The organism is Pseudomonas sp. NPDC087639, assembly GCF_044743385.1.
Classification (GTDB): domain Bacteria; phylum Pseudomonadota; class Gammaproteobacteria; order Pseudomonadales; family Pseudomonadaceae; genus Aquipseudomonas.
The window spans coordinates 26052-46768 of record NZ_JBIUWI010000037.1; the positions used below are offsets into that span (position 1 = coordinate 26052).

Sequence of the window (20717 nt, forward strand, 5' to 3'; positions counted from 1 at the left end):
CTGCGATCTTTTGATTGCAAAGATCAGGATCAAAAGATCGCAGCCTCGTTTCACTCGACAGCTCCTACAGGGACTTGTGGTGGATGTCAGCCCCGGGATTCGCGGGCGGGGAAAAACAGTTCGAAGCACGTCTCGCCATCGACGCTGCTCACAGCATAACGACCGTGATGCAACTGCATGATCGTCGCAACGATCGACAGGCCCAGCCCGTTCGATTGCGCAGAGCGCTCGCGAGACGGGTCAACGCGGTAGAAACGTTCGAACAGTCGCGCCAGATGTTCCGGCGCAATCGTCACGCCCCGGTTGCGCACCCGCAGATAACTGCCGTCAGCCTCGGCAAACGCCTCTACCTGTACCGTCGAATCCGCCGCGCCGTACTTGATCGCATTGGCGCACAGATTGGCCAGCGCCCGGCGCAGCAACATCGGCTCGGCCCAGATCACGCCGCTGCCTCGCGCCTCGATGCACACGCCGACATCCGCCGCCAAGCCTTCAAAGTAATCGGCGATGCGTTGCATCTCATCGCTGGCGTCCAGCTCCTGACGTTGATTCAACGCACTGGCCGGATCGGTGCGCGCCAGAAACAGCATGTTGTCGAGCATGCGCGTCAGCCGCTCAAGCTCCTCGACATTGGAGGCGAGCAATTGCTGATACGCCTCGATGCTGCGGTTCTGATGCAGCGCGACCTGAGTCTCACCGAGCAGGTTATTGATCGGTGTGCGCAGTTCATGGGCCATGTCGGTGGACACCTGGCTCAACTGCGCAAAGCCCTTGGCAAGGCGGTCGAGCATGGCGTTGAACGCCTCGATCATCGGCTGCAACTCTCGCGGTGCGCCATGGCTGCCGAGACGTTCACCGAGGTTGCCGACGCCGATACCGTGGGCGTGGTTGGCCAAGCGCCGCAACGGTAACAGTCCGCGATACACCAGCAGACAGCCAATCACCGCCAACATCAGCGCCGCCAGCGACGCGAAGCCATAAACACTCAAACGATAATTGGCGAGCATCGCCGTGCGCTCGCTCATCAGGCGCCCGGACTGTACTTGCAGATTGCCCAGATCGCCGGAATCGATGCTTGCCGCCACGGCCGAAAACGGCACGCCGTTGACGTCGGGCAGATGCTGCACATCGTTCAGCGACAGCGGCCGGTCAATCGGCACCGCCGGCAAATTTGGCGTGGCCAGGTTACCGGGGTTGACCACCAACAGCGGCGGCTGGCCCGGCGCGCCGATGGTCAGCAGCGCTTCGTGGTTGCCGAGCATGTTCTGGAACAGCGCCGGTTTGTTCTTGATCAGCTCAAGGGTATTGCTGTCGTTGAGGAAACTGCGCAACTGATCGACGCGACTGACCAGCGCCGTGTCGTCGCGCCGGATGAGTTGTTCTTCAAGCTCGCTGTACAGCGCCGCGCCGAGCCCGGCCAGTGAGGCAAAGGCGAGCAGCGCGAACACCAGTGCCAGGCGCAGGGTCAGGGAATACGGGCGGTTGGCGCTCATGGCTGAGTATCGAAGCGGTAGCCAATCCCGCGCACGCTGTGGATCAGCTTGAGCTGGAACGGGTCGTCGATCTTAGCCCGCAAGCGGCGCACGGCGACGTCGACCACGTTGGTATCACTGTCGAAATTCATGTCCCACACCCGTGAAGCGATCAGGGAGCGCGCGAGCACTTGCCCGGTGTGGCTGGCGAACAGTTGCAGCAGGGCGAACTCCTTGTTGGTCAAGGTGATCCGTACCCCGGCGCGGGTCACGCGGCGCTTGAGCACGTCGATCTGCAGATCGGCCACTTGCAGTTGTTCGTCTTCATGAATCGGCCCGCGTCGGGTCAGGGTGCGCAGGCGCGCCACCAGTTCGGCGAAGGAAAACGGCTTGATCAGGTAATCGTCGGCGCCCAGTTCCAGGCCCTTGACCCGGTCGGCAATGTCATCGCGGGCGGTGAGGAAGAGCACCGGCGTGTCGGCTTCCTTGCGCAGCCGGCGCAGGACTTCCCAGCCATCCATTTTCGGCATCATCACATCCAGCACGATCACGTCGAAGCTGTGCTCCAGCGCCAGATGCAGCCCGTCGGCGCCATCCCGGGCCAGGCTTACGCTGTAGCCCAGTTCCTGCAAACCGTTGAGCAGATAATTGCCGGCCTTGGGTTCGTCTTCGACAACCAGAATATTCATGGGCGATCAGTCTCAATGGTCGTTGGTGCAGCCGGTGCCTTGTACTTGATAGTCCAGCACATGTTCACGGCCCTGATGATCGAGGTAGTTGAGTTGCGCCGGAATCACGCCGCAGGCCTGTGAAATATCGGTGCTGGACAGGACTTTGTCGACATCCAGGTGCACGAAGAAGCCGGTTTTGTCATGAATCACGGCGGTGGCAGGCGTATCGGCGGCGAATACTGAACCGGTGGCGAGGAGGGCGGAGAAGGCGAGGATCAGGGTTTTCATGATGAGTCACTCAGTGGCTGAAGTTGATCGGCATTGGCGCCGGGACAACGTCAGGCTACCGAGCGATCCGCACGGCAAACCGACAACTGAATGACAAAGTTGTAATGAAACGAATTGCACAACGTCACCCCTGTAGGAGCTGCCGAAGGCTCGGGCCGCGATCGGACGATCTTTTGATTTTTTCAAAAAAAACAGATCAATAGATCGCAGCCTTCGGCAGCTCCTACAGGGTTTTGCGGTGTTTAGCTGGCGTGAGTACTCAAAATGCTCGCCACCTGCTGCGGCTGGCAATTGAGGTACGGCGACTTTTTCAGCCAGCGCTGATCCGGGTACCACGAAAACATGAACTGGCCGTCCTTGAGTTTGTCGATCACCTGCTTGGCAATCTGCGGCCGAACCGCCGGGCAACCCTGACTGCGGCCGATGCGACCCTGACGTTTGCTCCACAACGGATTCACATAGTCGGCGGCGTGGATGACGATGGCGCGGTCGCGGGCCATGTCGTTGAAGCCCGGTTCCAGGCCGTCCATGCGCAGCGAATAACCGTGAGTGCCACTGTAGCTTTCCTGAGTGCGGAACAGGCCGAGGCTGGACTGATAACTGCCTTCGACATTGGAAAACTGCGTGGCGAAGTTTTCCCCGGAATTGGAGCCGTGGGCGACCAGATCGCGCAGCACCAGTTTTTTCCGGTTGAGGTCGAAAATCCACAGTCGGCGCTCAGTGGACGGTTGCGAATAATCGATGATTGCCAGGTGGCGGGAAGGTTTGGCGCCGTTGTTGACCGCACATTGCATGGCGCTCAAGGCACCTTTCAGCGCTTGGGCATTGAGTTCTGGCGCGGCGTGCGCGAGGCTGGTGAACAAAACCGGCGATGGTTTGCCGGCGGCGAAAGCTGGGCTGGTCACGGCGACAAGGGTCACGGTGCTCAGCAGAAGTCGGCGCAAAAACGTCAACATTTATAAAGTGTCCTCAGCTTGCTACTTATTTGGCACTTTGGCTCCTGACGTCCAGTCGTAACCTGCAGGCCGGAAGATTCGAGCCTGACTGTTCAGCGCACCTGATGTAAGGTTGGCCATCATCTGGATGGCCATGGATTGGAGTAAAGCAGTTGTTCAAAAAGTACGCATGCTACTTGAGCATTTGTTTGCTCGCTGCGCCGTTTGTCGCTTGTGCCGATGAGCCGCTGTCACCCTTGCAGACGCTGCCGACGCCACCGGCCGAAATGCCGGTCGAGCCGCAAAGCCCTTTGCAGGCCGTGATGATCGGTCTGCGACAATCATGCCCGGCGATTGCAACGCAGCTCAATGGCCCGGCGCTGGAACAGTTGAAAGGCTTCTACCAACAGCAGGACTGGATGCCGGTGTGGGCCAGTGAGTCGGGACGATTGCAGGCGTTGCAGGGCCAATTGCAGTTGTTGGCCGACGATGGCCTCAGCCCGAAACGCTATCCGGTCGCCACCACTGCACCGCAGGACGGCGAGCTGTGTGCCGACATCGACATCAGCCGCTATTACCTGCAAGCGCTGCAAGATTTGCATTACGGCCGTCTGCTGCAATCGCACTTCGAACCGCTGTGGCACGCCGACGAAGCGCCGCGTGACCGTCAGGCGGAATTGTTGTCGATTGCCGTACCGGGCATGCATGACATTCCGGCGGCGTTCGATCTAGCCCGGCCGCGTCTGGCGCAATACCTGAATCTGCGTCAGCTCTACGCCGCGCAAAGGATCAAAGCCTTGCCGCAATGGCAGTCGGTCGGCAACGGCCCGCTGCTGCGCCCGTCCATGGAAGACAAACGCGTGCCGGAACTGGCGTTGCGTCTGCACAGCGAAGGCTATCTGACCGATTACATCGCCACGCCCGGCAATGCCTACGAAGGCGTGCTGGTGGAGGCGGTGAAAAGCTTCCAGGCCAACCATTCGTTGCAGGCTGACGGCGTGGTCGGGCCGGGCACGATTGCCGAACTGAACATAAGCCCGCTGACCCGCCGCGACCAACTGCGGGTCAACCTCGAACGTTTCCGTTGGATGGCCCAGGACATGGAGCCTGATGGTTTGCTGGTCAACGTCGCTGCGGCCGAGCTGATGCTGTATCAGGGCGGCCAGCCAGTGTGGCAGACCCGCACCCAGGTTGGCCGTGCCGAGCGCCAGACACCGTTGCTCAAATCCCGCGTCACGCGTCTGACCCTGAACCCGACCTGGACGGTGCCGCCGACCATCTGGAAGGAAGACAAACTGCCGGAGATTCGCAAGGACCAGACCTTCCTCAGCCGCCAGAACCTGCAAGTGCTCGATGCCAACGGCCAGCCGCTGGCCGCTGCGGACATCGACTGGGACAATCCTGGCAATATTCTCCTGCGTCAGGACGCCGGGCCGCGCAATCCGTTGGGGCAGATGGTCATTCGCTTCCCCAATCCGTTCTCGGTGTACCTGCATGACACGCCGAGCAAGGCGCTGTTCGACAAGGGGCCGCGGGCATTCAGCTCCGGTTGTGTGCGGGTCGAGCACCCGATGCAACTGCGCGATCTGCTGCTCACACCGGCGGAAAAGGCCCGCACCGAGACCTTGCTCGCCACCGGCACCACCCACGAGTTCCGCTTGTCGGCGCCGGTGCCGATCCTGATGACCTACTGGACCGCGCAAGTCGACAACGCCGGCCACGTGCGCTACGCGCCGGACATCTACAGCCGTGACAACGCGTTGTTGGTTGGGCTGGATCGCGCACATTGAGTCTCAGCGGGTGCTTCGCTTCCAGAACACCCGCGCCAGCCAGGCATCGAAACTCAACTTGCCGGCCCCGGCGAAGACCAGCGGCACCAAAGCGGCCAGGTAAATCGCCGGCAGCTTGAAGTTGCCGAAGCCCTTGTTGGTGATCGCATAACCCTGCGCCAGCTCGCTCAACGACGACCAGTCGGCGGGCCAATGCACGGCGGCGGTGGCAACGACAGTCACCAAGATCAGCGCGATGGCCGAAATTCGTGTGCCGAAGCCAATCAGAATCGCCAAGGCACAAATCAGCTCGGCCCACATCGACAGTTCCCAGTTCAGCGTCGCCGGCAGGTGGTCGAAGGGAAACGGGAAGCGCTCCTGAATGTCTTCGAACCAGTTCTGACCGTTGAATTTCTCCAGCCCCGACTCGAAAAATTCCCAGGCGATAAACAGGCGCAAAGTCAGCGGCGCGAGCCAGGTGCCGGCACGATCGAGGTTCAGGTGCAAGCCTTTGAAGGCGGCGGAAAGGGTCGAGGTCATGGCAGTTCTCCGGTGGATTTTGGAAGTTGAATCGACCGGTGCATTTGAGCCTTGGGGTGTATCGGTGATGTGTCGTCGGGGTGGGGAATTGTGCGGTGGGTGTGTCTGCGGTGGGGCGATATACAGTGCGATACAGTCTGCACGCTGGACGCGCATCACCTGTCCGGTCAGCATGGCCGAAAAAACGGATCAAACCCCATGCGACGACTCCCCTCACTGGCCGCCCTGCGTACCTTCGAATGCGCCGCCCGCCATGCGCATTTCGGCCGGGCGGCGGCCGAGCTGTGTGTCACCGACAGCGCCGTCAGCCATCAGATCCGGCAACTGGAAGAACACCTCGGCGTCTCACTGTTCATCCGCGAAGGTCGGCAGATTCGCCCGACCATCGCCGCCGGGCGTCTGATGCAAAGCTTGCAACAGGCCTTTGAACTGATCGGCGATGCCTGCGATGAACTGCGCGACCCGTCTTCGCTGGCGGTACTGCGCCTGGCCGTGACCGCTGAGCTTTCGCAGAAGTGGTTGATGAGTCGCCTCAGCGATTTTTACGCGCGCTATCCGCACATCACTTTGCACCTCTACGAACAACCCATCGACGCCAGCGCGCCGGGCGAGGATATCGATCTGGCGATCACCTACGGCACCGGCCCGGTGGACAGCAGCGCCTATTTCGTTCGCCCTTTGCCCGCGTTGCAATTCTTCCCGGTGTGCAGCCCCGGACTGTTCAACCAAGGCACCCTGAAAACCCCTAAGGATCTCGCTCGCCACTGCCTTCTGCACGATGATCAGGACGGCAAGACCTGGACCGCGTGGCTGACCAGCCATGCCGGCGATCAGCGCCCGCAACGCCAGTTGTATTTCGCCCACGCCGGGTTGGCACTGGAGGCGGCGGCGCAAGGGCAGGGTGTGGCGATGGGCGACAATCTTACTGCCCAGGAAGACTTGCAGAATGGTCGGCTGGTGCGGCCATTTACTTCCAGCATGACGGCGCTGGGCCAATACGCACTGGTTTGCGAACGGGTGCGACTGGAGCGTCCGGCAGTGGCGCAGATGCTTGAATGGTTCAACGATCAACTGGCTGATTGATGAGTTGAATTCAACTGTTCCGCAATAATCATCGTTGGCGGGCGCGCTGCCGACGACCTTAGCCTGTGGTCATTCCCATCCCGAAGACGAGGTTTGACCATGGCACGTTTGCTCGACTCCACCCCCAAACACGACGGCTTTCGTCTGCCCGGCGAATTCGAAGCCAAGTCTGGTTGCTGGCTCGGCTGGCCAGAGCGCACCGATGTCTGGCGCAACGGCGCCAAGCCAGCGCAGAAAGTCTGGGTGCAGATCGTCACGGCCATTTCGCAAAGCGAACCGGTCACCGTGTGCGCTTCTGCCGCGCAATTCGCTACCGCCCGCCGGCAGTTGCCGCCGCAAGTGCGCGTAGTGGAAATGACCTGCAACGACACCTGGTTTCGCGACAGCGGCCCATGCTTTGTGGTCAACGATCAGAGCGGTGAAGTGCGCGGTGTCGACTTCGAATTCAACGCCTACGGCGGTCTCGACGGCGGCCTGTATTACCCGTGGGACAAGGACGATCAGATCGCCAGCAAGATCCTTGAGATCGAACGCTTCGACCGTTATCGCGCGCCGTTGATTGCCGAACTCGGCGGCATCCAGAGCGACGGCCAGGGCAGCATCCTCACCACCGAACAATGCCTGCTCAACCGCAATCGCAACCAGCATCTGGGCAAGGACGAAGTCACTCGGCGGTTGAACGATTACCTCGGTGCCGAACAGGTGATCTGGCTGCCACGGGGCTGCAAGTTCGATGAAACCGACGGCCATGTCGATGACCTTGCTTGCTTTGTTCGTCCCGGTGAAGTGGTGCTGCAATGGACCGACAACCGCGATGATCCGCAGTGGGAAATCTATCAGGAGGCCTACGACATCCTGCGCAGCACCCGCGACAGCCGTGGTCGCGAGTTGATCGTGCACAAACTGCCGCAGCCGGACGTGTTGGAGTGGACCGCCGAGGAAGCCGAAGGTCTCGATCAGCAAGACAGCACCCACACACGGCAGGCCGGTACGAAAATCTGCGCGTCATACATCAACTACTACGCTGGCAATAGTTCGATCGTCGTTCCCCTGTTTGGTGATCGCCAGGACAACATCGCTTTGGCGACCCTGGCCGAACTGTTCCCGCAGCACAAAATCGTCGGCATCGAAAACTCCCGGGAAATCCTCCTCGGCGGCGGCAACGTCGCGTGCATCACCATGCCGCAATACGCCGGCCTGAAGAAAGGAGCCTGAGCATGGGCCTGCACAAACTGACTCAAGCGTTAATGCTGGTGCTTGCACCCTTGTGTGTGCAGGCCGCCGACACCGCCAAACCGGTGGTCAATCTGTATATCTGGGGCGAGTACCTGGCCCCGGATACCCTGAAGAATTTCGAGGCGAAAACCGGTATTCATGTGGTCGCCGATCACTTTGATTCGCTGGAAACGGTGGAGACCAAACTGCTCACCGGGCGCAGCGGTTACGACCTGGTGCTGACCGCCGGCCAGCACCTGTCGCGAGCCATCGAGAGCGGTGCGATCCAGCCGCTGGACAAGGCGAAAGTGCCGCACTTAGCCGGGGTCGGTGAGGAGTTTCGCCAGCACATGGCGGTGTTCGATCCCGGCAACCGTTATGCCGGGATCTACGCTTGGGGCACCACCGGTGTGGGGTATCAGGAGCAGGCGATCAAGCAGCGTTTGCCTGATGCGCCGACGGACAGTTGGGCGATGTTGTTCGACCCGGCGGTGGTCTCGAAATTCGCCGATTGTGGAGTGAGCCTGCTCAACGATCCCAACGAAGTGTTTGCTGCGGTCATGAAGTACATGGGCCTGGACATCAACCGGCAGAACCTTGATGACCTGAAACTCGCCGAGCAGCAACTGGCGAAAATCCGTCCGTATATTCGCTACTTCGACAACGACCTGAACATCAGCGACCTGGCCAACGGCAACACCTGCGTGGCGATGTCGTGGAATGGCAACGTCGCCATCGCCGGCGGGCAGGCGCAGGCGGCCGGCAAACCGTTCAAACTCAGTTATCGGATACCGAAGGAGGGCACGCTGATCTGGTTCGACGCCATGGTCATCCCCAAGGACGCACCGCATCCGCAGGCCGGGTTGGCATTGATGGACTATTTGATGACCCCGGAGGTGATCGCGCCGATCACCGACACCATTCACTACGCCAATGCGATCACGGCGGCGGACGGGTTGGTGGAGGCGGCGATTCGCAATGATCCGGGGACGTATCCGTCGGCCGAGGTGAGGGCTTCGTTGTATAGCAAGAATGACAACGGCAAGGCGTTCAATCGGGCGTTGATTCGGGCGTTCAGTCGCTTGAAGTCTGGCCTGTAAATGGGTGTTAAACCGACTGACGCCTTCGCGAGCAGGCTCGCTCCCACAGGGAACTGCATTTCAAATGTGGGAGCCTGCTCGCGAAGAACGATAACGCGGTCTACGGCTTGGCCACCCGCCACAAATACCAAGCCGCTACGGTCCGATAGGGACTCCACGCTACCCCAATCTCGACCATTTGCCTGCGCGTCGGCTGCACCTCCAGCCTCTTCAGCCGCCGATAGCCCTCGCGCACACCGAAATCATCCGCCGGCAACACATCCATCCGCTCCAGGCTGTAAATCAACAACATCTCCACCGTCCAGCGCCCGACGCCGCGCAGGCTGACCAGCCGCTCGATCAGCACTTCGTCGTCCATGGCCAGCGCCGTGGCGTAATCCGGCACCACGCCGTCCAGCGTGGCTTGGGCAATGCCCTGAATCGTCGCGATCTTGCCCGCCGAGAACCCGCAGCCGCGCATTCGATCAAAGTCGGTCGCAAGAATCTGCTCAGGCCGAGGAAACGACTGACCGGGAAACAACCCGACCAGCCGCCCGATAATCGCATCCCCGGCCTTGGCATGCAGTTGCTGATAGGCAATCGCCCGCACCAATGATTCGTAGGGATCGCGCGCCGGATGCGGTTGATGCAGGCAAGGTCCGACAACCGCGACGTGCCGCTGCCAATCAGCATCGAGCGCGGCCAGAAATTCAGTTGCAGCCTGATAGACCTCGACCATGCTATTTCAGCAATCCGTTGACTTCGCCGTAGGAGAACGCCTTCAGATCGTGGGTATCGAGTTTGCCGGTGTCGAGGAAGCTTTTCACCAGCCCGCCCATCGCGCCATACATGAACTCGGCAATGCCGGAGCCGGCGCTCAAGCGGTGTACGCCCAGTGCTTGCAGCTCGGCAGGCGAGGGCAGGCCGGCTAAGCCCAGCACGTTGACCGGCAACGCAGTGCCCTTGCAGATGGCTTCAATCTCGTAGGCAGCGGTGACGCCTGCAGCAAACAGACCATCGGCGCCGGCGGCCTGATACAACGCGGCACGACGCAGGGTTTCGGCGACGCGGTCTTCGGCTGGCACCAGACCTTTGAGGTAAACATCGGTACGGGCATTGATGAACAGCTTCACATCGCGTTTATTGGCGACTTGCCGCGCCAGTTCGATCTTGCGCGCCAGCAATTCGGGATCAGCCGATCCGTCCTCGATATTGATCCCGACGGCGCCCGCTGCAATGACCGCGTCGAGCACTTCGGCCACGCGCCCGAGGTCATCGGAGTAACCCGCCTCGACGTCGACGGTCAACGGCACGCTGATCACCCGGGCAATCGACTCCACGGTGGAAACCAGGCGTTCGAGGGGCAGGGTGTTGCCGTCCGGATAACCGTGCGCCCAGGCCACGGCGGCGCTGCTGGTGGCCACGGCTTTACCGCCCAGATGTTCGACCAGTCGCGCACCGGTGGCGTCGCCTACGTTGGTCAGGATCAGCAGGCCTTGCTGGTGCAACTGGTGAAACTGCGTGTCGAGCGCGTTCATCAAAATCCCTTCTTGTCGGTTGTGTCGAATCGTCAGAAAGCCAGTTGTTGCGTGATTTGCATCGCGGCGTTTTCCAGCCTCAGCAGAAACGCCTTGCGCGGCTGTCCTCCACCATAGCCGGTGAGCGAGCCATCCGCGCCGATCACCCGATGACACGGCACCACAATCGCCAATCGGTTGTGCCCGTTGGCCAGGCCGACTGCGCGACTGGCGCCGGGTTTGCCCAAACCGGCGGCAATCGCGCCGTAGGTGGCGGTGTGGCCATAGGGGATTTGCAGCAGATGTGCCCAGACCTGACGGTCGAACGGGCTGCCGGGCAAGTGCAGGGCGACAGCAAACGCGGTCAGTCGGCCGGCGAAATACTCCGCCAGTTCGCCTTCGATCTGCTGCAAATGCGCATTGTGTCCCGGGGCGACTGCGTAGCCGTAACGGTTCTGCAGCGCTTCTACTTCGCGGGTCAGCGCCGGCCGATCAAGAAACTCCAGCAATACAAGTCCACGACGCTCGGCCATGGCAATCATCGGCCCCAGCGGCGTGGTCAGACGCGTGAACAGCAACGGCTCGCTGGCCGCCGCACGGCCCGGGGTGATGTGGAACGACTTCTGGAACGCGTCGCGAAAGCCGCTGAGGGATTCGTAGCCGGAGTCGAACGCCGCGTGATCGATCGAGGTGCCTTGCCTGATCCCGCCCAACGCCATGCCGAGCCGACGGGTGCGCAACCACGCATGGAAAGTCATGCCGAAATGCTGCTTGAACCAGCGCCGCAGTTTCAACGGCTCAATGCCTTCGGCGAGCAATTGCGCATCGCTCCAGCGCATCTCGGGATCGGCCTCCACCCGTTTGAGCAGGCGCTGCACCCAGTCCGGCGCAATGGCCGCCGCGTCCAGCGGCTTGCAGCGCAAACACGCGCGATAGCCGGCAGACATGCATTCATCGGCATGGGCGAAGAATTCGACGTTTTCCGGTTTCGGCTTGCGCGCCGTGCAACTGGGGCGGCAGAAGATCCCGGTGGTTTTCACGGCCGTGAAGAACACGCCTTCATAGGCGGTGTCACTTTCGAGCATGGCGCGAACCATTTCGGCGTGGGGCGGCAGGGCAGCGGTTTGTATGTTCATGGCGTGAGAGTAAAACCAGTTTGTCGATGGCTCCACCGAAAAATCGACAGTGAATTTTTTTGTATTTGCACCACAATCACCGGGTCGCTGAATGTAAGGAATCCAACCCATGCAACCGTTCGTCATTCAACACATCGATCACATCGTACTGCGCGTCGCGGACCTGCAACGCAGTATCGACTTCTACGGCCGTGTGTTCGGCGCCGAAGTGGTCAAATACAACGAGCCGCTGGGGCTGGTGCACCTGCGCGCCGGCACTTCGCTGATCGACCTGATTGATCTCGCCGGCGAACTCGGGCGCAAGGGCGGCGGGGCGGCGGGTGCCGAGCGGCGCAACGTTGATCACTTCTGCCTGCGCATCGAGCCGTTCGATGAAGTGGCGCTGATCGCCCACTTGCAGGCACACGGCCTGAGCGTCGAAAAAGCCGCCACCCGCTTCGGCGCCGAGGGCAATGGCCTGTCGCTGTACTGTTTTGATCCGGATGGCAATCAGGTCGAACTCAAAGGCCCGTCCCCAGACAAGTCGAACTTTCCGGACACGAGCCGAGTCTGAACGGATCTGAGGGTGATGGTTGCGCCAGATAACGCTATCTATCCGGCGAGCATAGGCGTAAGCCATGTAAGTTCCGCCCTTGTGTTGCGAACCCGAATGGCCCCAGGCGGCCCCACCAAGAGCGATATACATGCCAGCAAAGGCCCGTGAAATTTATGTGCCACCCGTGCTGCAAGATCTGCGAGCCGGCACTGCCGAACTGCACATCGCACTGGAAAAACGCCTTCCTTTTTTCTCCGATACCCTCGATGCGCAAGCTTTTGGGCGCCTGATGCAGGCCTATTACGGTTTCTACGCGCCTCTGGAAAACGCATTGCAGCGCAGCGGTTCAGTCCCCGACGATTTTGATCTGACGCCACGTCTCAAGACCCACACGCTGCGCGCTGACCTGCGTGCACTGGGTATGGCAGACGCCGCGCTGGCAAGCGTGCCGATCTGCCAGCAGTTGCCGCTGATCGACTCCAGCGCTGCCTGCCTTGGCGTGTTGTACGTGCTTGAAGGCGCAACCTTGGGCGGGCAGATCCTGCGCCGGGAAATCGCCGCGCGTCTGGCTGTGGATGCCGACAACGGCGCGGCATTTCTGGATATTTACGGTGCCTCGACCGGTCGGCGCTGGCGTGATTTCATCGAATACCTGGGCAGTCGCCCGATGGACGCCGCCGAGCGTGAGGCCGTCGTGTGTGCCGCCCAATCTACATTCAGCTGTTTCGAGCGCTGGCTCGAAAGCCAGGAGGTGCTGGCGTGACCGAGCAAGAAAAAGAGACGTTTGAACAACTGCTGAGCAATTGTGCCGATGAGCCGATTCGTTTCCCCGGCGCGATCCAGCCCCACGGCTTGCTGCTGACCCTGAGCGAGCCTGCGCTGGACATTATTCAGGTCAGCGCCAACGTCGAAACCCTGCTGGCCCGCGCGCCAGAAGAGCTCATTGGTCAGCCGCTGGAGCACCTGATCGGCGACGTGGATGCCCAGGCCGTGCGCGTAGCGTTGCAGCAACCGGCACTCTTCGATGTGCCACCGCTGCGTTTTCAGCTCAACGGCACGGCGTTCGAAGGCTTGCTGCATCGCCATCAAGGCGTGTTGATTCTGGAGCTGGAAATCCACGCGGAGAACTTCCAGCCACGCAACGTTGCCGGTAATCAAACCCACTTGGGACGGATGCTCCAGCGCCTGCACGCGGCGACCACGTTGCAGGCGCTGTACGACATCAGCGTCCAGGAAATCCAGGCCCTGACCGGTTACGACCGAGTGCTGATCTACCGTTTCGAGGAGGAGGGCCACGGTCAGGTCATCGCCGAAGCCTCCTCCCCATCGATGGAAGTGTTCAATGGCCTGTTCTTCCCGGCCTCGGACATTCCCGAGCAGGCCCGCGAGTTGTACCGCACCAACTGGCTGCGGATCATCCCCAATGCCGACTATCAACCGGTGCCGCTGGTGCCGAAGCTGCGTCCTGACACGCAGACGCCGCTGGATTTGAGTTTCGCCACGCTGCGCAGCGTGTCGCCGATTCACTGCCAATACATGAAGAACATGGGCGTGCTGTCGTCGATGAGCATTTCCCTGCTCAAGGGCGACAAGCTGTGGGGCCTGATCAGTTGCGGCAATCGTCAGCCGTTGCATGTGCCGCATGAATTGCGCAGCGCATGCCAGACCATCGGCCAGGTGCTGTCGTTGCAGATCAGCGCGATGGAATCTCTGGAAATCAGCCGTCAGCGAGAAGAGAAGCTCGATGCGCTGGCGCTGCTCAACCAAGCGATGATCGATTCGCCGCAAAACGTTTTCGATGGCCTGGCAAACCTGCCGCAAACCCTCATGGCGCTGACCAATGCGGGCGGTGTCGCGATCATTGAAGACAAGCAGATGCACCATTACGGTATCTGCCCGGAACCCGATGAGATCCGCGCCCTGCACAAATGGCTGCAAGAGAGCGGCCAGTCGGTGTTCGCCAGTCATCACCTGGCCAGCGTTTATCCGCCGGCCGCGCAATATCAGCAGGTAACCAGCGGCGTGCTTGCCATGAGTCTGCCCAAACCGGTGGCAAACGGCGTGCTGTGGTTCCGTCCCGAGGTGAAAGAAAACATCAACTGGAGCGGCGATCCGCGCAAACCGCTGGCGCTGGAAAATTCCGACGCCGGGTTGCATCTGCGTCCGCGCACGTCGTTCGAAATCTGGAAAGTCGAGATGGCCGGGATCTCCACCAAGTGGAGCCACGGCGACCTGTTCGCCGCCAACGACCTGCGCCGTTCGGCGCTGGAAAACGATCTGGCCCGCCAGGTGCGCCGCGAGCAGGATGCTGTGCACGCCCGTGATGAGTTGGTGGCGGTGGTCTCGCACGACCTGCGTAACCCGATGACGGTCATTTCGATGCTCTGCGGTCTGCTGCAAAAGGACTTCAGCTCCGAAGGTCACCATCCCTCGCGGCGCATCTCCACGGCCATCGACACCATGCAACAGGCCGCCGCACGCATGAATACGCTGCTGGAAGACTTGCTCGATACTTCGAAAATCGATGCCGGACGCTACACCATTACGCCGCAGCGGCTCGACGTGGGGCAGATGTTCGACGAAGCTCAAGCCTTGCTCGGGCCGCTGGCGCAGGACAAGGACATCCGCATTTCCTTCGAGGCCGATCCCGGCCTGCGTATCCATGCCGACCCCGAGCGCTTGTTTCAGGTGCTGTCGAATCTGGTCGGCAACGCGATCAAGTTCACCCCGCGCCTGGGCGCAGTCGATGTGCTGGCCAAATCCGTGGGCAGCGATATCGTTTTCACCGTGCGCGACAGTGGCGAAGGCATTCCCAAGGAAAATCTGGCCCGCGTCTTCGACCGTTACTGGACTGTGAAAGAGGGCAACCCGACCGGCACCGGCCTGGGTTTGTACATCAGCCAAGGCATTGTCGAAGCCCATGGCGGGCGGATTTTCGCCGAAAGCGAGGTGGGGCAGGGCAGCGAGTTCCGCTTCACCGTGCCGCGTCTGGACTGATCGCCGAAACACCTGAACCCCGTGTAGGAGCAGCCTGCGGCAGCTCCTGTACAGAGTGTGTTGTTGGCAGGGTGATTTTCTTCAATACCGGGGGCGGGGCGCTGGTTACTGTGAGCGCCTTGTTCCCCGATTTGAAGCAGGTGTGCGATGAGTCTGATTATCTCGATGGCGGCGTTTGCCCTGGCCGCGTCCATTACCCCCGGCCCGGTCAACATCGTCGCGCTGAGTTCCGGCGCGCAGTTCGGCTTTCGCGCCAGCCAGCGGCATGTCCTCGGTGCGACGCTGGGGTTTGTGCTGCTACTGGTGCTGATGGGTCTGGGCCTGCATGAAGTCCTCAAGCTCTGGCCGTTCATGACCCGCGTGGTGCAACTGGCCGGGGTGGCGTTTCTGCTGTTCATGGCCTGGAAGCTGGCGACCGACAACGGGCAGTTGAACGCCGGCGACTCGGGCCGCGCGCCATCGATGCTCTATGGCGCGGTCATGCAGTGGCTCAACCCGAAAGCCTGGCTGGCCTGCGTGGCCGGGATGGGCGCGTTTGTCGCCGATGGCGAGGCCCGGTTGGTCTGGCAGTTTGCGGCGGTGTATCTGGTGATCTGCTATGTGTCGGTGGGCTGCTGGGTGTATGCCGGGACGTTCTTGCGCGGCTATCTGGGCAACCCGGCGGGGATGCGCCTGTTCAATCGAGTGATGGCGGGGTTGTTGGCGTTGAGTGCGATTTACCTGCTGTTGCCTTGAAATCCCCGCAGGGGGTCGATGTCAGCCGCGATATTGGCCGGGCGTCGCCGCCAGATGCTGTTTGAACGCCCGTTGAAAGTGCGCTTGATCGGCAAACCCGGCTTCGAGCGCTACATCCGCAATCAACTGTCCTCTGCGCAACCGCTCGCGGGCGAACTGGATGCGCTGGTTGACCACAAACGCGTGCGGCGTCATGCCGTAATGCTGTTTGAAAGCGCGGATCAGGTAGGACGGTGACAGCTGCGCCGCGCTGCAAATGTCGTCGAGGCTCAGCAGCTCGGTGCAGTGTTCGCGGATGAAATCGGCGGCGCGTTCAAGCTTGAAATTCGGTTCTCGCACGGGCGCTTGCGCCGGGTTCAAGCGCAGTTGCAGATCGGTGAAAAACTCCACCGCGGCGCTGTGTTTGCGCAAGACATCCTGTTGGTCATTGACCAGCACCTCATACAACCCGTTGAGATCATTGAACAGCCTGGCGTCGTCGAGATGCGTGGTCGCGAAGCGACGAAATTCCACGTCGGCGGCAAACCCCAGTTGATGCTGCAAATCCGTCAGCCATGGCGTTTCCACGTACAGCATCACGTATGACCACGGCTGATCATCGATCGGATTGCACGCATGCACATCACCGGGATTCATCAGCACCACGGTGCCCGCCGCCACTTCGAACTGCGTCTGTTCGTGCACATACGTGCTGCGCCCGGCGGTGATCGCACCGATAGAAAAATGCGCGTGAGAATGCCGCGCATAGCAGACTTCGCGGCCATCGGCGATGGCCCGCGCCTCAATGAAGGGCAGGGCATCGTCGCGCCAGAAGCGTGGGGCTTTTTCAGGGTATTTCGCGGCAGCGTGTTTCATCGACGTCATCCCGGCGGGCCAGTGGCCGAGTGTATTAGCTCTGGCCGGCAAAGGCTCTGAAACTAGCACCGCTCAGCCACTAGCAGCAAAGACTGCGGCACAGGGCTTTGCGGATGCTGTGGCTCTTGCAGTGCGGCCAGTTGAAATCCGGCCATGTCCAGCGCGTTGACCCAGCTCGACAACGTACGAAAGTACCAGGGCATGGGCTGCCACTGACCCTTGAACCCGGCGAAAGTCTCTTCCCGCCAGCCGTCCTGATAATCACCCGCCGCGACGACCCAAGGGTGCAATGTCTGAATCACCAGTGCGCCGCCGGGCACCAGCAACGCGTTCATCGCGGCGAGCAACGGGATGATGTCCTGTTGCAGCAAAGAGAAATTCGCACAGATGAGGTCATAGTCGCGACCGATGTCCACCGTAGCCTCAACCAACGCTTCATAACTGGCGACATGCGCCTGCGATGCACCGGCCAGACGCGCCGCTTCCACCAGCGTCGCATCGCCATCCACGCCCGTCGCCTCAATGCCCCGATCCACCAGTGCCCGCAACAGCCAGCCTTCGCCGCAACCGAGGTCGAGCACCCGCTGCGATTGACGGCCCATGATCGCCAACAGAATCGCCTGATCGGTGACCTGCTGACGGCTTTCGATGGCCCCACTGCGGATCACTTCGATCCAGGCGTGGGCGTTGTCGTGCCAGCTCTGCAAAAGGGTGGATTCGAGGGAGGGCATGTCGGTGTCCGGACAGTTGAGTGGAGGATGCCGTTTGCAAAAAATCAGTATGGACGCCGGACTCAAGATCGCCATGCAGGATGCACTGGCCCTGCATGGCGATCCGTCAGCTACCTACTGCGGCAGGCGCAGCTTGTCCAGCAATCGGTTGACCAACAGCTCGTTCAACATGATCACCTGTCGCAGCGCCAGCAGCGGTTTACGCTCCGGGCCACCCACCGAGTCAGCGATATTACCGGCCATGGCGTGGGCGTATGACAGCGATTCACAGGCTTCGACCAGCAGGGTTTCGTCATCCAGCGTGGGGTCGACGAGAAAGACGGGGCGAAACTTGGGCGATGCTGGCGGAGCTGCCAGGTCTTCGGGCTTGAGGTAGTAGTCGAGGGCGCGATCGGTTGCCTCTTTGACCTTTTGCGGGTCAAGCGCGGGGTCGTGGGGGATTGGATCGGTGTGCGGTGGGTTAGGCGTGATTTTGAACATAGATAAAGCTCCAATTTAAAAAATGGGAGCCATCACCCTCGCTACCAAACGGCGGGTGGCGGCCATGCGCGGGTTGGTAGACCGGTTAAATTGGGAAACCCGGCGCTCGCAGAGGAGCCCCACGCATGCCCACCATACAAAGCTATACCTTAAAAAAGAGACAGCATCGAAGGTGTCGCAACAACGACAATTTAAAGCGGGCTACCAAACCCGATCACTGTTTTTCAGTGACAGGGAAACGATACAACCCGCCCCACAGCCGCGTAAGCCGGCGGATTCTGGCGTACGCGTAGGTAACGGCGCAAGGTGTTGTAGGGAGGATGGCGTAACGGTTTGTGTGCTTTAAACGTTCGCTCGAAGTTGCGTTTAAGCATGGAAGATGCCGAGCGGCGAACCTGAGCCCAGATCGCTCACGGACTACAATTTTGGGCGTCATGACCTACAAGCTCGCGAGAATCCGCCGACTTGTCTGCCTTGAAACAAGATCCTATCGTTTGCCGGTCAAAACTTAATCACTTAAGCTGGTCAGCATGAATACACATCCTTCGGAGGCTCCGATGGCCACCACCAGAAAGACCGACAAACCTAACAAAAAGGAAGTTCGTAATGAGCTGACATTCCTTGATGTTCGGCAAGCCGCGCGTGATGGGCAGAAAGTGTTCGATAAATTTGTGATCACTGGCAGGCTACCTATTACAAAGTAGGCCTGAATGCCAGCCATCAAGATTTCTGCGCTTTTTGAACAAATCACTAACTGGCAAAACTTCGCTGCACATTTTTATAACTACAAGGTGTGCGGTGAGTTACCCGGGATTTTCGGGCGTGACGAACGACTCGATCTGACCGATATGCACCATATCCACCTTGCCAGTACTTCGTCACTGCAAGCTCGATGGGCAAAAATAAATCGTCAGTATTACCGCACTGTACTGGTTGACGAAGCTGATAATGACTTTTGGCTGATCTATGCCTATGACGCGTTTCGGGATGAATATCTGCTACTGACGGTCACCGGCCCGGATGCGCATAACCGAAGCGAGTGGGGCTCATTTCTGCGCAATGTGCATTGCCAGATTGTTGAGCCTTGGACGCTGGGCAGGATTGCCTTTCCCGATTTGGACGATCTGTAAATTGAGGTCGAGCAGAGGAGGTGTGACATGAATCGATTGACTGGCGGTTGCCTGTGCGGCGATGTCCGTTTCGAAGTATCAGGCCAGCCCTACCGCGTCGGCATCTGCCACTGCCTCGACTGCCGCAAACGCCACGGCACGCTGTTCGGTACCTCGGCCATATTTCCCGAGGATGCGTTGAAGGTCATCGGCGAAACCCGTGACTATAACGGGCGCTTTTTCTGCCCGCGCTGCGGTTCACCGGTGTTCACGCGGTCGGCAGATGAAGTGGAAGTCAACGTCGGGTCGCTCGATGAACCGAACCAGTGCAAGCCCACCTATGAGCTCTGGACCATTCGCCGTGAGGCATGGCTACCGGCGCTGCCACTGGCTCACCATTACGAACGTGACCTTGAAGGCACAGAGCGCACAGAGCAATAGTGGACCCATTGTGGGAGCGAGCCTGCTCGCGAAAGCGGTGGGTCATTCAGCTCAAGTGCAGCTGACAGATTGCTTTCGCGAGCAGGCTCGCTCCCACAGGGGAAGTGGATGGCTGCTGTTCAACTCAGCCGCGAATAAAGGCTAAAAGATCCGCGTTAATCGTCTCCGCCTCAGTCGTCGGCATCCCGTGCGGAAACCCCGGATACGACTTCAACGTGCCATTGGGCAGCAACTTGGCCGACAACGGCCCCGAGTTCGCATACGGCACAATCTGATCATCCTCGCCATGCATGACCAGCACCGGCACGGTGACCTTCTTCAAGTCTTCGGTGAAATCCGTCTGCGAGAACGCCACGATGCCGTCGTAATGCGCCTTGGCGCCGCCGATCATGCCCTGACGCCACCAGTTGGCGATGATGCCTTCCGACGGCGTGGCCCCCGGCCGGTTGTAGCCATAAAAAGGCCCACTCGGAATATCGCGATAAAACTGCGCCCGATTCGCCGCCAGTTGCGCCTGCAAATCATCGAACACTGATTTCGGCAAACCACCCGGATTGCTCTCGGTCTGCACCATCAATGGCGGCACGGCGCTGATGAGCACCCCTTTGGCGACGTTGTCCTGACCATGGCGGGCGATGTAATGGATGACTTCGCCGCCACCAGTGGAGTGGCCGACATGCACGACGTTTTTCACGCCCAGGTGGTTGACCACGGCCAGGGCATCATCGGCGTAGTGATCCATATCGTGGCCATCCCAGACCTGACTGGAGCGCCCATGGCCCCGGCGATCATGGGCAATCACCCGAAAGCCTTGCCCCAGAAAGAACAGCATCTGCGCGTCCCAGTCATCCGAACTCAGTGGCCAGCCGTGGTGGAAGTGGATGACCGGGGCGTCTTTCGGCCCCCAGTCCTTGTAGAAAATCTCGACGCCGTCTTTGGTGGTGACAAATCCCATGTTCGCTACTCCTGATCAAAGTGGAGGTTCGGTTTGCATGACGAGTGTGCCCTCGCGCTCACTCGGGTGAGAGCCGTTATCAACTGTAGGATTAAAGCCGACATCTGCATGACCGGTGGTCGCCGCATCTGGCCTAAAACGCAAATTACGCTTAGCTGAAAGGGATAAGCCGAG

General features: G+C 60.4%; 22 protein-coding genes. 10 read left to right on the forward strand and 12 right to left on the reverse strand.

Annotated elements, in window-relative coordinates; genetic code table 11:
* Positions 1 to 86: 86 nt before the first annotated feature.
* The 4 genes from ACIOVB_RS16570 to ACIOVB_RS16585 form a co-directional block, all read right to left on the reverse strand.
* Positions 87 to 1493, reverse strand: a complete 1407-nt coding sequence (locus ACIOVB_RS16570) for a heavy metal sensor histidine kinase (RefSeq protein WP_401269442.1) — start codon at positions 1491 to 1493, stop codon at positions 87 to 89.
* A complete protein-coding gene (locus ACIOVB_RS16575) occupies positions 1490 to 2161 on the reverse strand; it encodes a heavy metal response regulator transcription factor (RefSeq protein ID WP_187680525.1) in 672 nt (223 codons plus the stop codon). Before ACIOVB_RS16575 ends, ACIOVB_RS16570 begins: the two co-directional genes overlap by 4 nt.
* A gap of 12 nt (positions 2162 to 2173) precedes the next feature.
* Entirely contained in the window at positions 2174 to 2431 is a 258-nt protein-coding gene (locus ACIOVB_RS16580; RefSeq protein ID WP_401269444.1) for a DUF2790 domain-containing protein, read from the reverse strand.
* A gap of 242 nt (positions 2432 to 2673) precedes the next feature.
* Complete coding sequence (locus ACIOVB_RS16585; protein ID WP_187680527.1) at positions 2674 to 3387, reverse strand: murein L,D-transpeptidase catalytic domain family protein; 714 nt, start codon at positions 3385 to 3387, stop codon at positions 2674 to 2676.
* Between the two features lie 152 nt (positions 3388 to 3539).
* On the opposite strand from ACIOVB_RS16585, the gene ACIOVB_RS16590 reads away from it, so the two are divergent.
* The gene (locus ACIOVB_RS16590) at positions 3540 to 5156 is read left to right on the forward strand and encodes a murein L,D-transpeptidase (RefSeq protein WP_401269447.1); all 1617 of its coding nucleotides are present in this window, start codon (positions 3540 to 3542) and stop codon (positions 5154 to 5156) included.
* 3 nt (positions 5157 to 5159) lie between these two features.
* Here ACIOVB_RS16590 and ACIOVB_RS16595 read toward each other — a convergent pair whose 3' ends face one another.
* Complete coding sequence (locus tag ACIOVB_RS16595) at positions 5160 to 5675, reverse strand: DoxX family protein (RefSeq protein WP_401269450.1); 516 nt, start codon at positions 5673 to 5675, stop codon at positions 5160 to 5162.
* Between the two features lie 198 nt (positions 5676 to 5873).
* Between ACIOVB_RS16595 and ACIOVB_RS16600 the strand changes: the two genes are divergently transcribed.
* The 3 genes from ACIOVB_RS16600 to ACIOVB_RS16610 all read left to right on the forward strand — a co-directional run bounded on the left by ACIOVB_RS16600 (position 5874) and on the right by ACIOVB_RS16610 (position 9073).
* On the forward strand, positions 5874 to 6758 hold the full coding sequence (locus ACIOVB_RS16600) for a LysR substrate-binding domain-containing protein (protein ID WP_187680530.1): 885 nt from the start codon (positions 5874 to 5876) through the stop codon (positions 6756 to 6758).
* A gap of 99 nt (positions 6759 to 6857) precedes the next feature.
* Positions 6858 to 7973: an agmatine deiminase gene (gene aguA / locus ACIOVB_RS16605; RefSeq protein ID WP_401269451.1), complete on the forward strand. Its 1116-nt coding sequence runs from the start codon at positions 6858 to 6860 to the stop codon at positions 7971 to 7973.
* A 2-nt stretch (positions 7974 to 7975) separates the two neighbouring features.
* A complete protein-coding gene (locus ACIOVB_RS16610) occupies positions 7976 to 9073 on the forward strand; it encodes an extracellular solute-binding protein (RefSeq protein WP_401269454.1) in 1098 nt (365 codons plus the stop codon).
* A gap of 100 nt (positions 9074 to 9173) precedes the next feature.
* Here the strand turns inward: ACIOVB_RS16610 and ACIOVB_RS16615 are convergent, their stop codons facing one another.
* The 3 genes from ACIOVB_RS16615 to ACIOVB_RS16625 are packed head-to-tail and all read right to left on the reverse strand — an operon-like array spanning position 9174 to position 11705.
* Positions 9174 to 9791: a DNA-3-methyladenine glycosylase family protein gene (locus ACIOVB_RS16615; RefSeq protein WP_401269457.1), complete on the reverse strand. Its 618-nt coding sequence runs from the start codon at positions 9789 to 9791 to the stop codon at positions 9174 to 9176.
* A 1-nt stretch (position 9792) separates the two neighbouring features.
* Positions 9793 to 10590 carry an isocitrate lyase/phosphoenolpyruvate mutase family protein gene (locus ACIOVB_RS16620; RefSeq protein ID WP_401269459.1) on the reverse strand — a complete coding sequence of 266 codons (798 nt, stop codon included), beginning with the start codon at positions 10588 to 10590 and terminating at the stop codon, positions 9793 to 9795.
* A gap of 32 nt (positions 10591 to 10622) precedes the next feature.
* Complete coding sequence (locus ACIOVB_RS16625) at positions 10623 to 11705, reverse strand: bifunctional transcriptional activator/DNA repair enzyme AdaA (RefSeq protein ID WP_401269460.1); 1083 nt, start codon at positions 11703 to 11705, stop codon at positions 10623 to 10625.
* Between the two features lie 109 nt (positions 11706 to 11814).
* On the opposite strand from ACIOVB_RS16625, the gene ACIOVB_RS16630 reads away from it, so the two are divergent.
* The 4 genes from ACIOVB_RS16630 (at position 11815) to ACIOVB_RS16645 (ending at position 15972) form a co-directional block, all read left to right on the forward strand.
* Entirely contained in the window at positions 11815 to 12258 is a 444-nt protein-coding gene (locus ACIOVB_RS16630; RefSeq protein WP_401269462.1) for a VOC family protein, read from the forward strand.
* A 130-nt stretch (positions 12259 to 12388) separates the two neighbouring features.
* On the forward strand, positions 12389 to 13003 hold the full coding sequence (locus tag ACIOVB_RS16635; RefSeq protein WP_401269465.1) for a biliverdin-producing heme oxygenase: 615 nt from the start codon (positions 12389 to 12391) through the stop codon (positions 13001 to 13003).
* On the forward strand, positions 13000 to 15237 hold the full coding sequence (locus ACIOVB_RS16640) for an ATP-binding protein (protein ID WP_401269467.1): 2238 nt from the start codon (positions 13000 to 13002) through the stop codon (positions 15235 to 15237). The genes ACIOVB_RS16635 and ACIOVB_RS16640 overlap by 4 nt, the downstream gene beginning before the upstream one ends.
* Positions 15238 to 15384: 147 nt before the next feature.
* Positions 15385 to 15972, forward strand: a complete 588-nt coding sequence (locus ACIOVB_RS16645; protein WP_401269469.1) for a LysE family translocator — start codon at positions 15385 to 15387, stop codon at positions 15970 to 15972.
* Positions 15973 to 15993: 21 nt separating this feature from the next.
* Here ACIOVB_RS16645 and ACIOVB_RS16650 read toward each other — a convergent pair whose 3' ends face one another.
* From ACIOVB_RS16650 to ACIOVB_RS16660, 3 genes are all read right to left on the reverse strand, one after another.
* On the reverse strand, positions 15994 to 16827 hold the full coding sequence (locus tag ACIOVB_RS16650) for an AraC family transcriptional regulator (RefSeq protein WP_401269472.1): 834 nt from the start codon (positions 16825 to 16827) through the stop codon (positions 15994 to 15996).
* A 62-nt stretch (positions 16828 to 16889) separates the two neighbouring features.
* Positions 16890 to 17558 carry a class I SAM-dependent methyltransferase gene (locus ACIOVB_RS16655; protein ID WP_401269475.1) on the reverse strand — a complete coding sequence of 223 codons (669 nt, stop codon included), beginning with the start codon at positions 17556 to 17558 and terminating at the stop codon, positions 16890 to 16892.
* A gap of 114 nt (positions 17559 to 17672) precedes the next feature.
* Entirely contained in the window at positions 17673 to 18038 is a 366-nt protein-coding gene (locus ACIOVB_RS16660) for a DUF6124 family protein (protein ID WP_401269476.1), read from the reverse strand.
* A gap of 710 nt (positions 18039 to 18748) precedes the next feature.
* Here ACIOVB_RS16660 and ACIOVB_RS16665 point away from each other — a divergent pair.
* The gene (locus tag ACIOVB_RS16665) at positions 18749 to 19168 is read left to right on the forward strand and encodes a type II toxin-antitoxin system YafO family toxin (protein WP_401269478.1); all 420 of its coding nucleotides are present in this window, start codon (positions 18749 to 18751) and stop codon (positions 19166 to 19168) included.
* A gap of 27 nt (positions 19169 to 19195) precedes the next feature.
* Positions 19196 to 19588 carry a GFA family protein gene (locus ACIOVB_RS16670; RefSeq protein WP_401269480.1) on the forward strand — a complete coding sequence of 131 codons (393 nt, stop codon included), beginning with the start codon at positions 19196 to 19198 and terminating at the stop codon, positions 19586 to 19588.
* Positions 19589 to 19712: 124 nt separating this feature from the next.
* On the opposite strand, the gene ACIOVB_RS16675 is transcribed toward ACIOVB_RS16670, so the two are convergent.
* On the reverse strand, positions 19713 to 20543 hold the full coding sequence (locus ACIOVB_RS16675) for an alpha/beta fold hydrolase (protein ID WP_401269483.1): 831 nt from the start codon (positions 20541 to 20543) through the stop codon (positions 19713 to 19715).
* Between the last annotated feature and the right edge of the window lie 174 nt (positions 20544 to 20717).

Bases quoted from the DNA above. Each gene is read 5' to 3' on its own strand.
- ACIOVB_RS16570 (WP_401269442.1), bottom strand. From the start codon at position 1,493: ATGAGCGCCAACCGCCCGTATTCCCTGACCCTGCGCCTGGCACTGGTG.
- ACIOVB_RS16575 (WP_187680525.1), bottom strand. From the start codon at position 2,161: ATGAATATTCTGGTTGTCGAAGACGAACCCAAGGCCGGCAATTATCTG.
- ACIOVB_RS16580 (WP_401269444.1), bottom strand. From the start codon at position 2,431: ATGAAAACCCTGATCCTCGCCTTCTCCGCCCTCCTCGCCACCGGTTCA.
- ACIOVB_RS16585 (WP_187680527.1), bottom strand. From the start codon at position 3,387: ATGTTGACGTTTTTGCGCCGACTTCTGCTGAGCACCGTGACCCTTGTC.
- ACIOVB_RS16595 (WP_401269450.1), bottom strand. From the start codon at position 5,675: ATGACCTCGACCCTTTCCGCCGCCTTCAAAGGCTTGCACCTGAACCTC.
- ACIOVB_RS16600 (WP_187680530.1), top strand. From the start codon at position 5,874: ATGCGACGACTCCCCTCACTGGCCGCCCTGCGTACCTTCGAATGCGCC.
- aguA (WP_401269451.1), top strand. From the start codon at position 6,858: ATGGCACGTTTGCTCGACTCCACCCCCAAACACGACGGCTTTCGTCTG.
- ACIOVB_RS16610 (WP_401269454.1), top strand. From the start codon at position 7,976: ATGGGCCTGCACAAACTGACTCAAGCGTTAATGCTGGTGCTTGCACCC.
- ACIOVB_RS16615 (WP_401269457.1), bottom strand. From the start codon at position 9,791: ATGGTCGAGGTCTATCAGGCTGCAACTGAATTTCTGGCCGCGCTCGAT.
- ACIOVB_RS16620 (WP_401269459.1), bottom strand. From the start codon at position 10,590: ATGAACGCGCTCGACACGCAGTTTCACCAGTTGCACCAGCAAGGCCTG.
- ACIOVB_RS16625 (WP_401269460.1), bottom strand. From the start codon at position 11,705: ATGAACATACAAACCGCTGCCCTGCCGCCCCACGCCGAAATGGTTCGC.
- ACIOVB_RS16630 (WP_401269462.1), top strand. From the start codon at position 11,815: ATGCAACCGTTCGTCATTCAACACATCGATCACATCGTACTGCGCGTC.
- ACIOVB_RS16635 (WP_401269465.1), top strand. From the start codon at position 12,389: ATGCCAGCAAAGGCCCGTGAAATTTATGTGCCACCCGTGCTGCAAGAT.
- ACIOVB_RS16645 (WP_401269469.1), top strand. From the start codon at position 15,385: ATGAGTCTGATTATCTCGATGGCGGCGTTTGCCCTGGCCGCGTCCATT.
- ACIOVB_RS16650 (WP_401269472.1), bottom strand. From the start codon at position 16,827: ATGAAACACGCTGCCGCGAAATACCCTGAAAAAGCCCCACGCTTCTGG.
- ACIOVB_RS16655 (WP_401269475.1), bottom strand. From the start codon at position 17,558: ATGCCCTCCCTCGAATCCACCCTTTTGCAGAGCTGGCACGACAACGCC.
- ACIOVB_RS16660 (WP_401269476.1), bottom strand. From the start codon at position 18,038: ATGTTCAAAATCACGCCTAACCCACCGCACACCGATCCAATCCCCCAC.
- ACIOVB_RS16665 (WP_401269478.1), top strand. From the start codon at position 18,749: ATGCCAGCCATCAAGATTTCTGCGCTTTTTGAACAAATCACTAACTGG.
- ACIOVB_RS16670 (WP_401269480.1), top strand. From the start codon at position 19,196: ATGAATCGATTGACTGGCGGTTGCCTGTGCGGCGATGTCCGTTTCGAA.
- ACIOVB_RS16675 (WP_401269483.1), bottom strand. From the start codon at position 20,543: ATGGGATTTGTCACCACCAAAGACGGCGTCGAGATTTTCTACAAGGAC.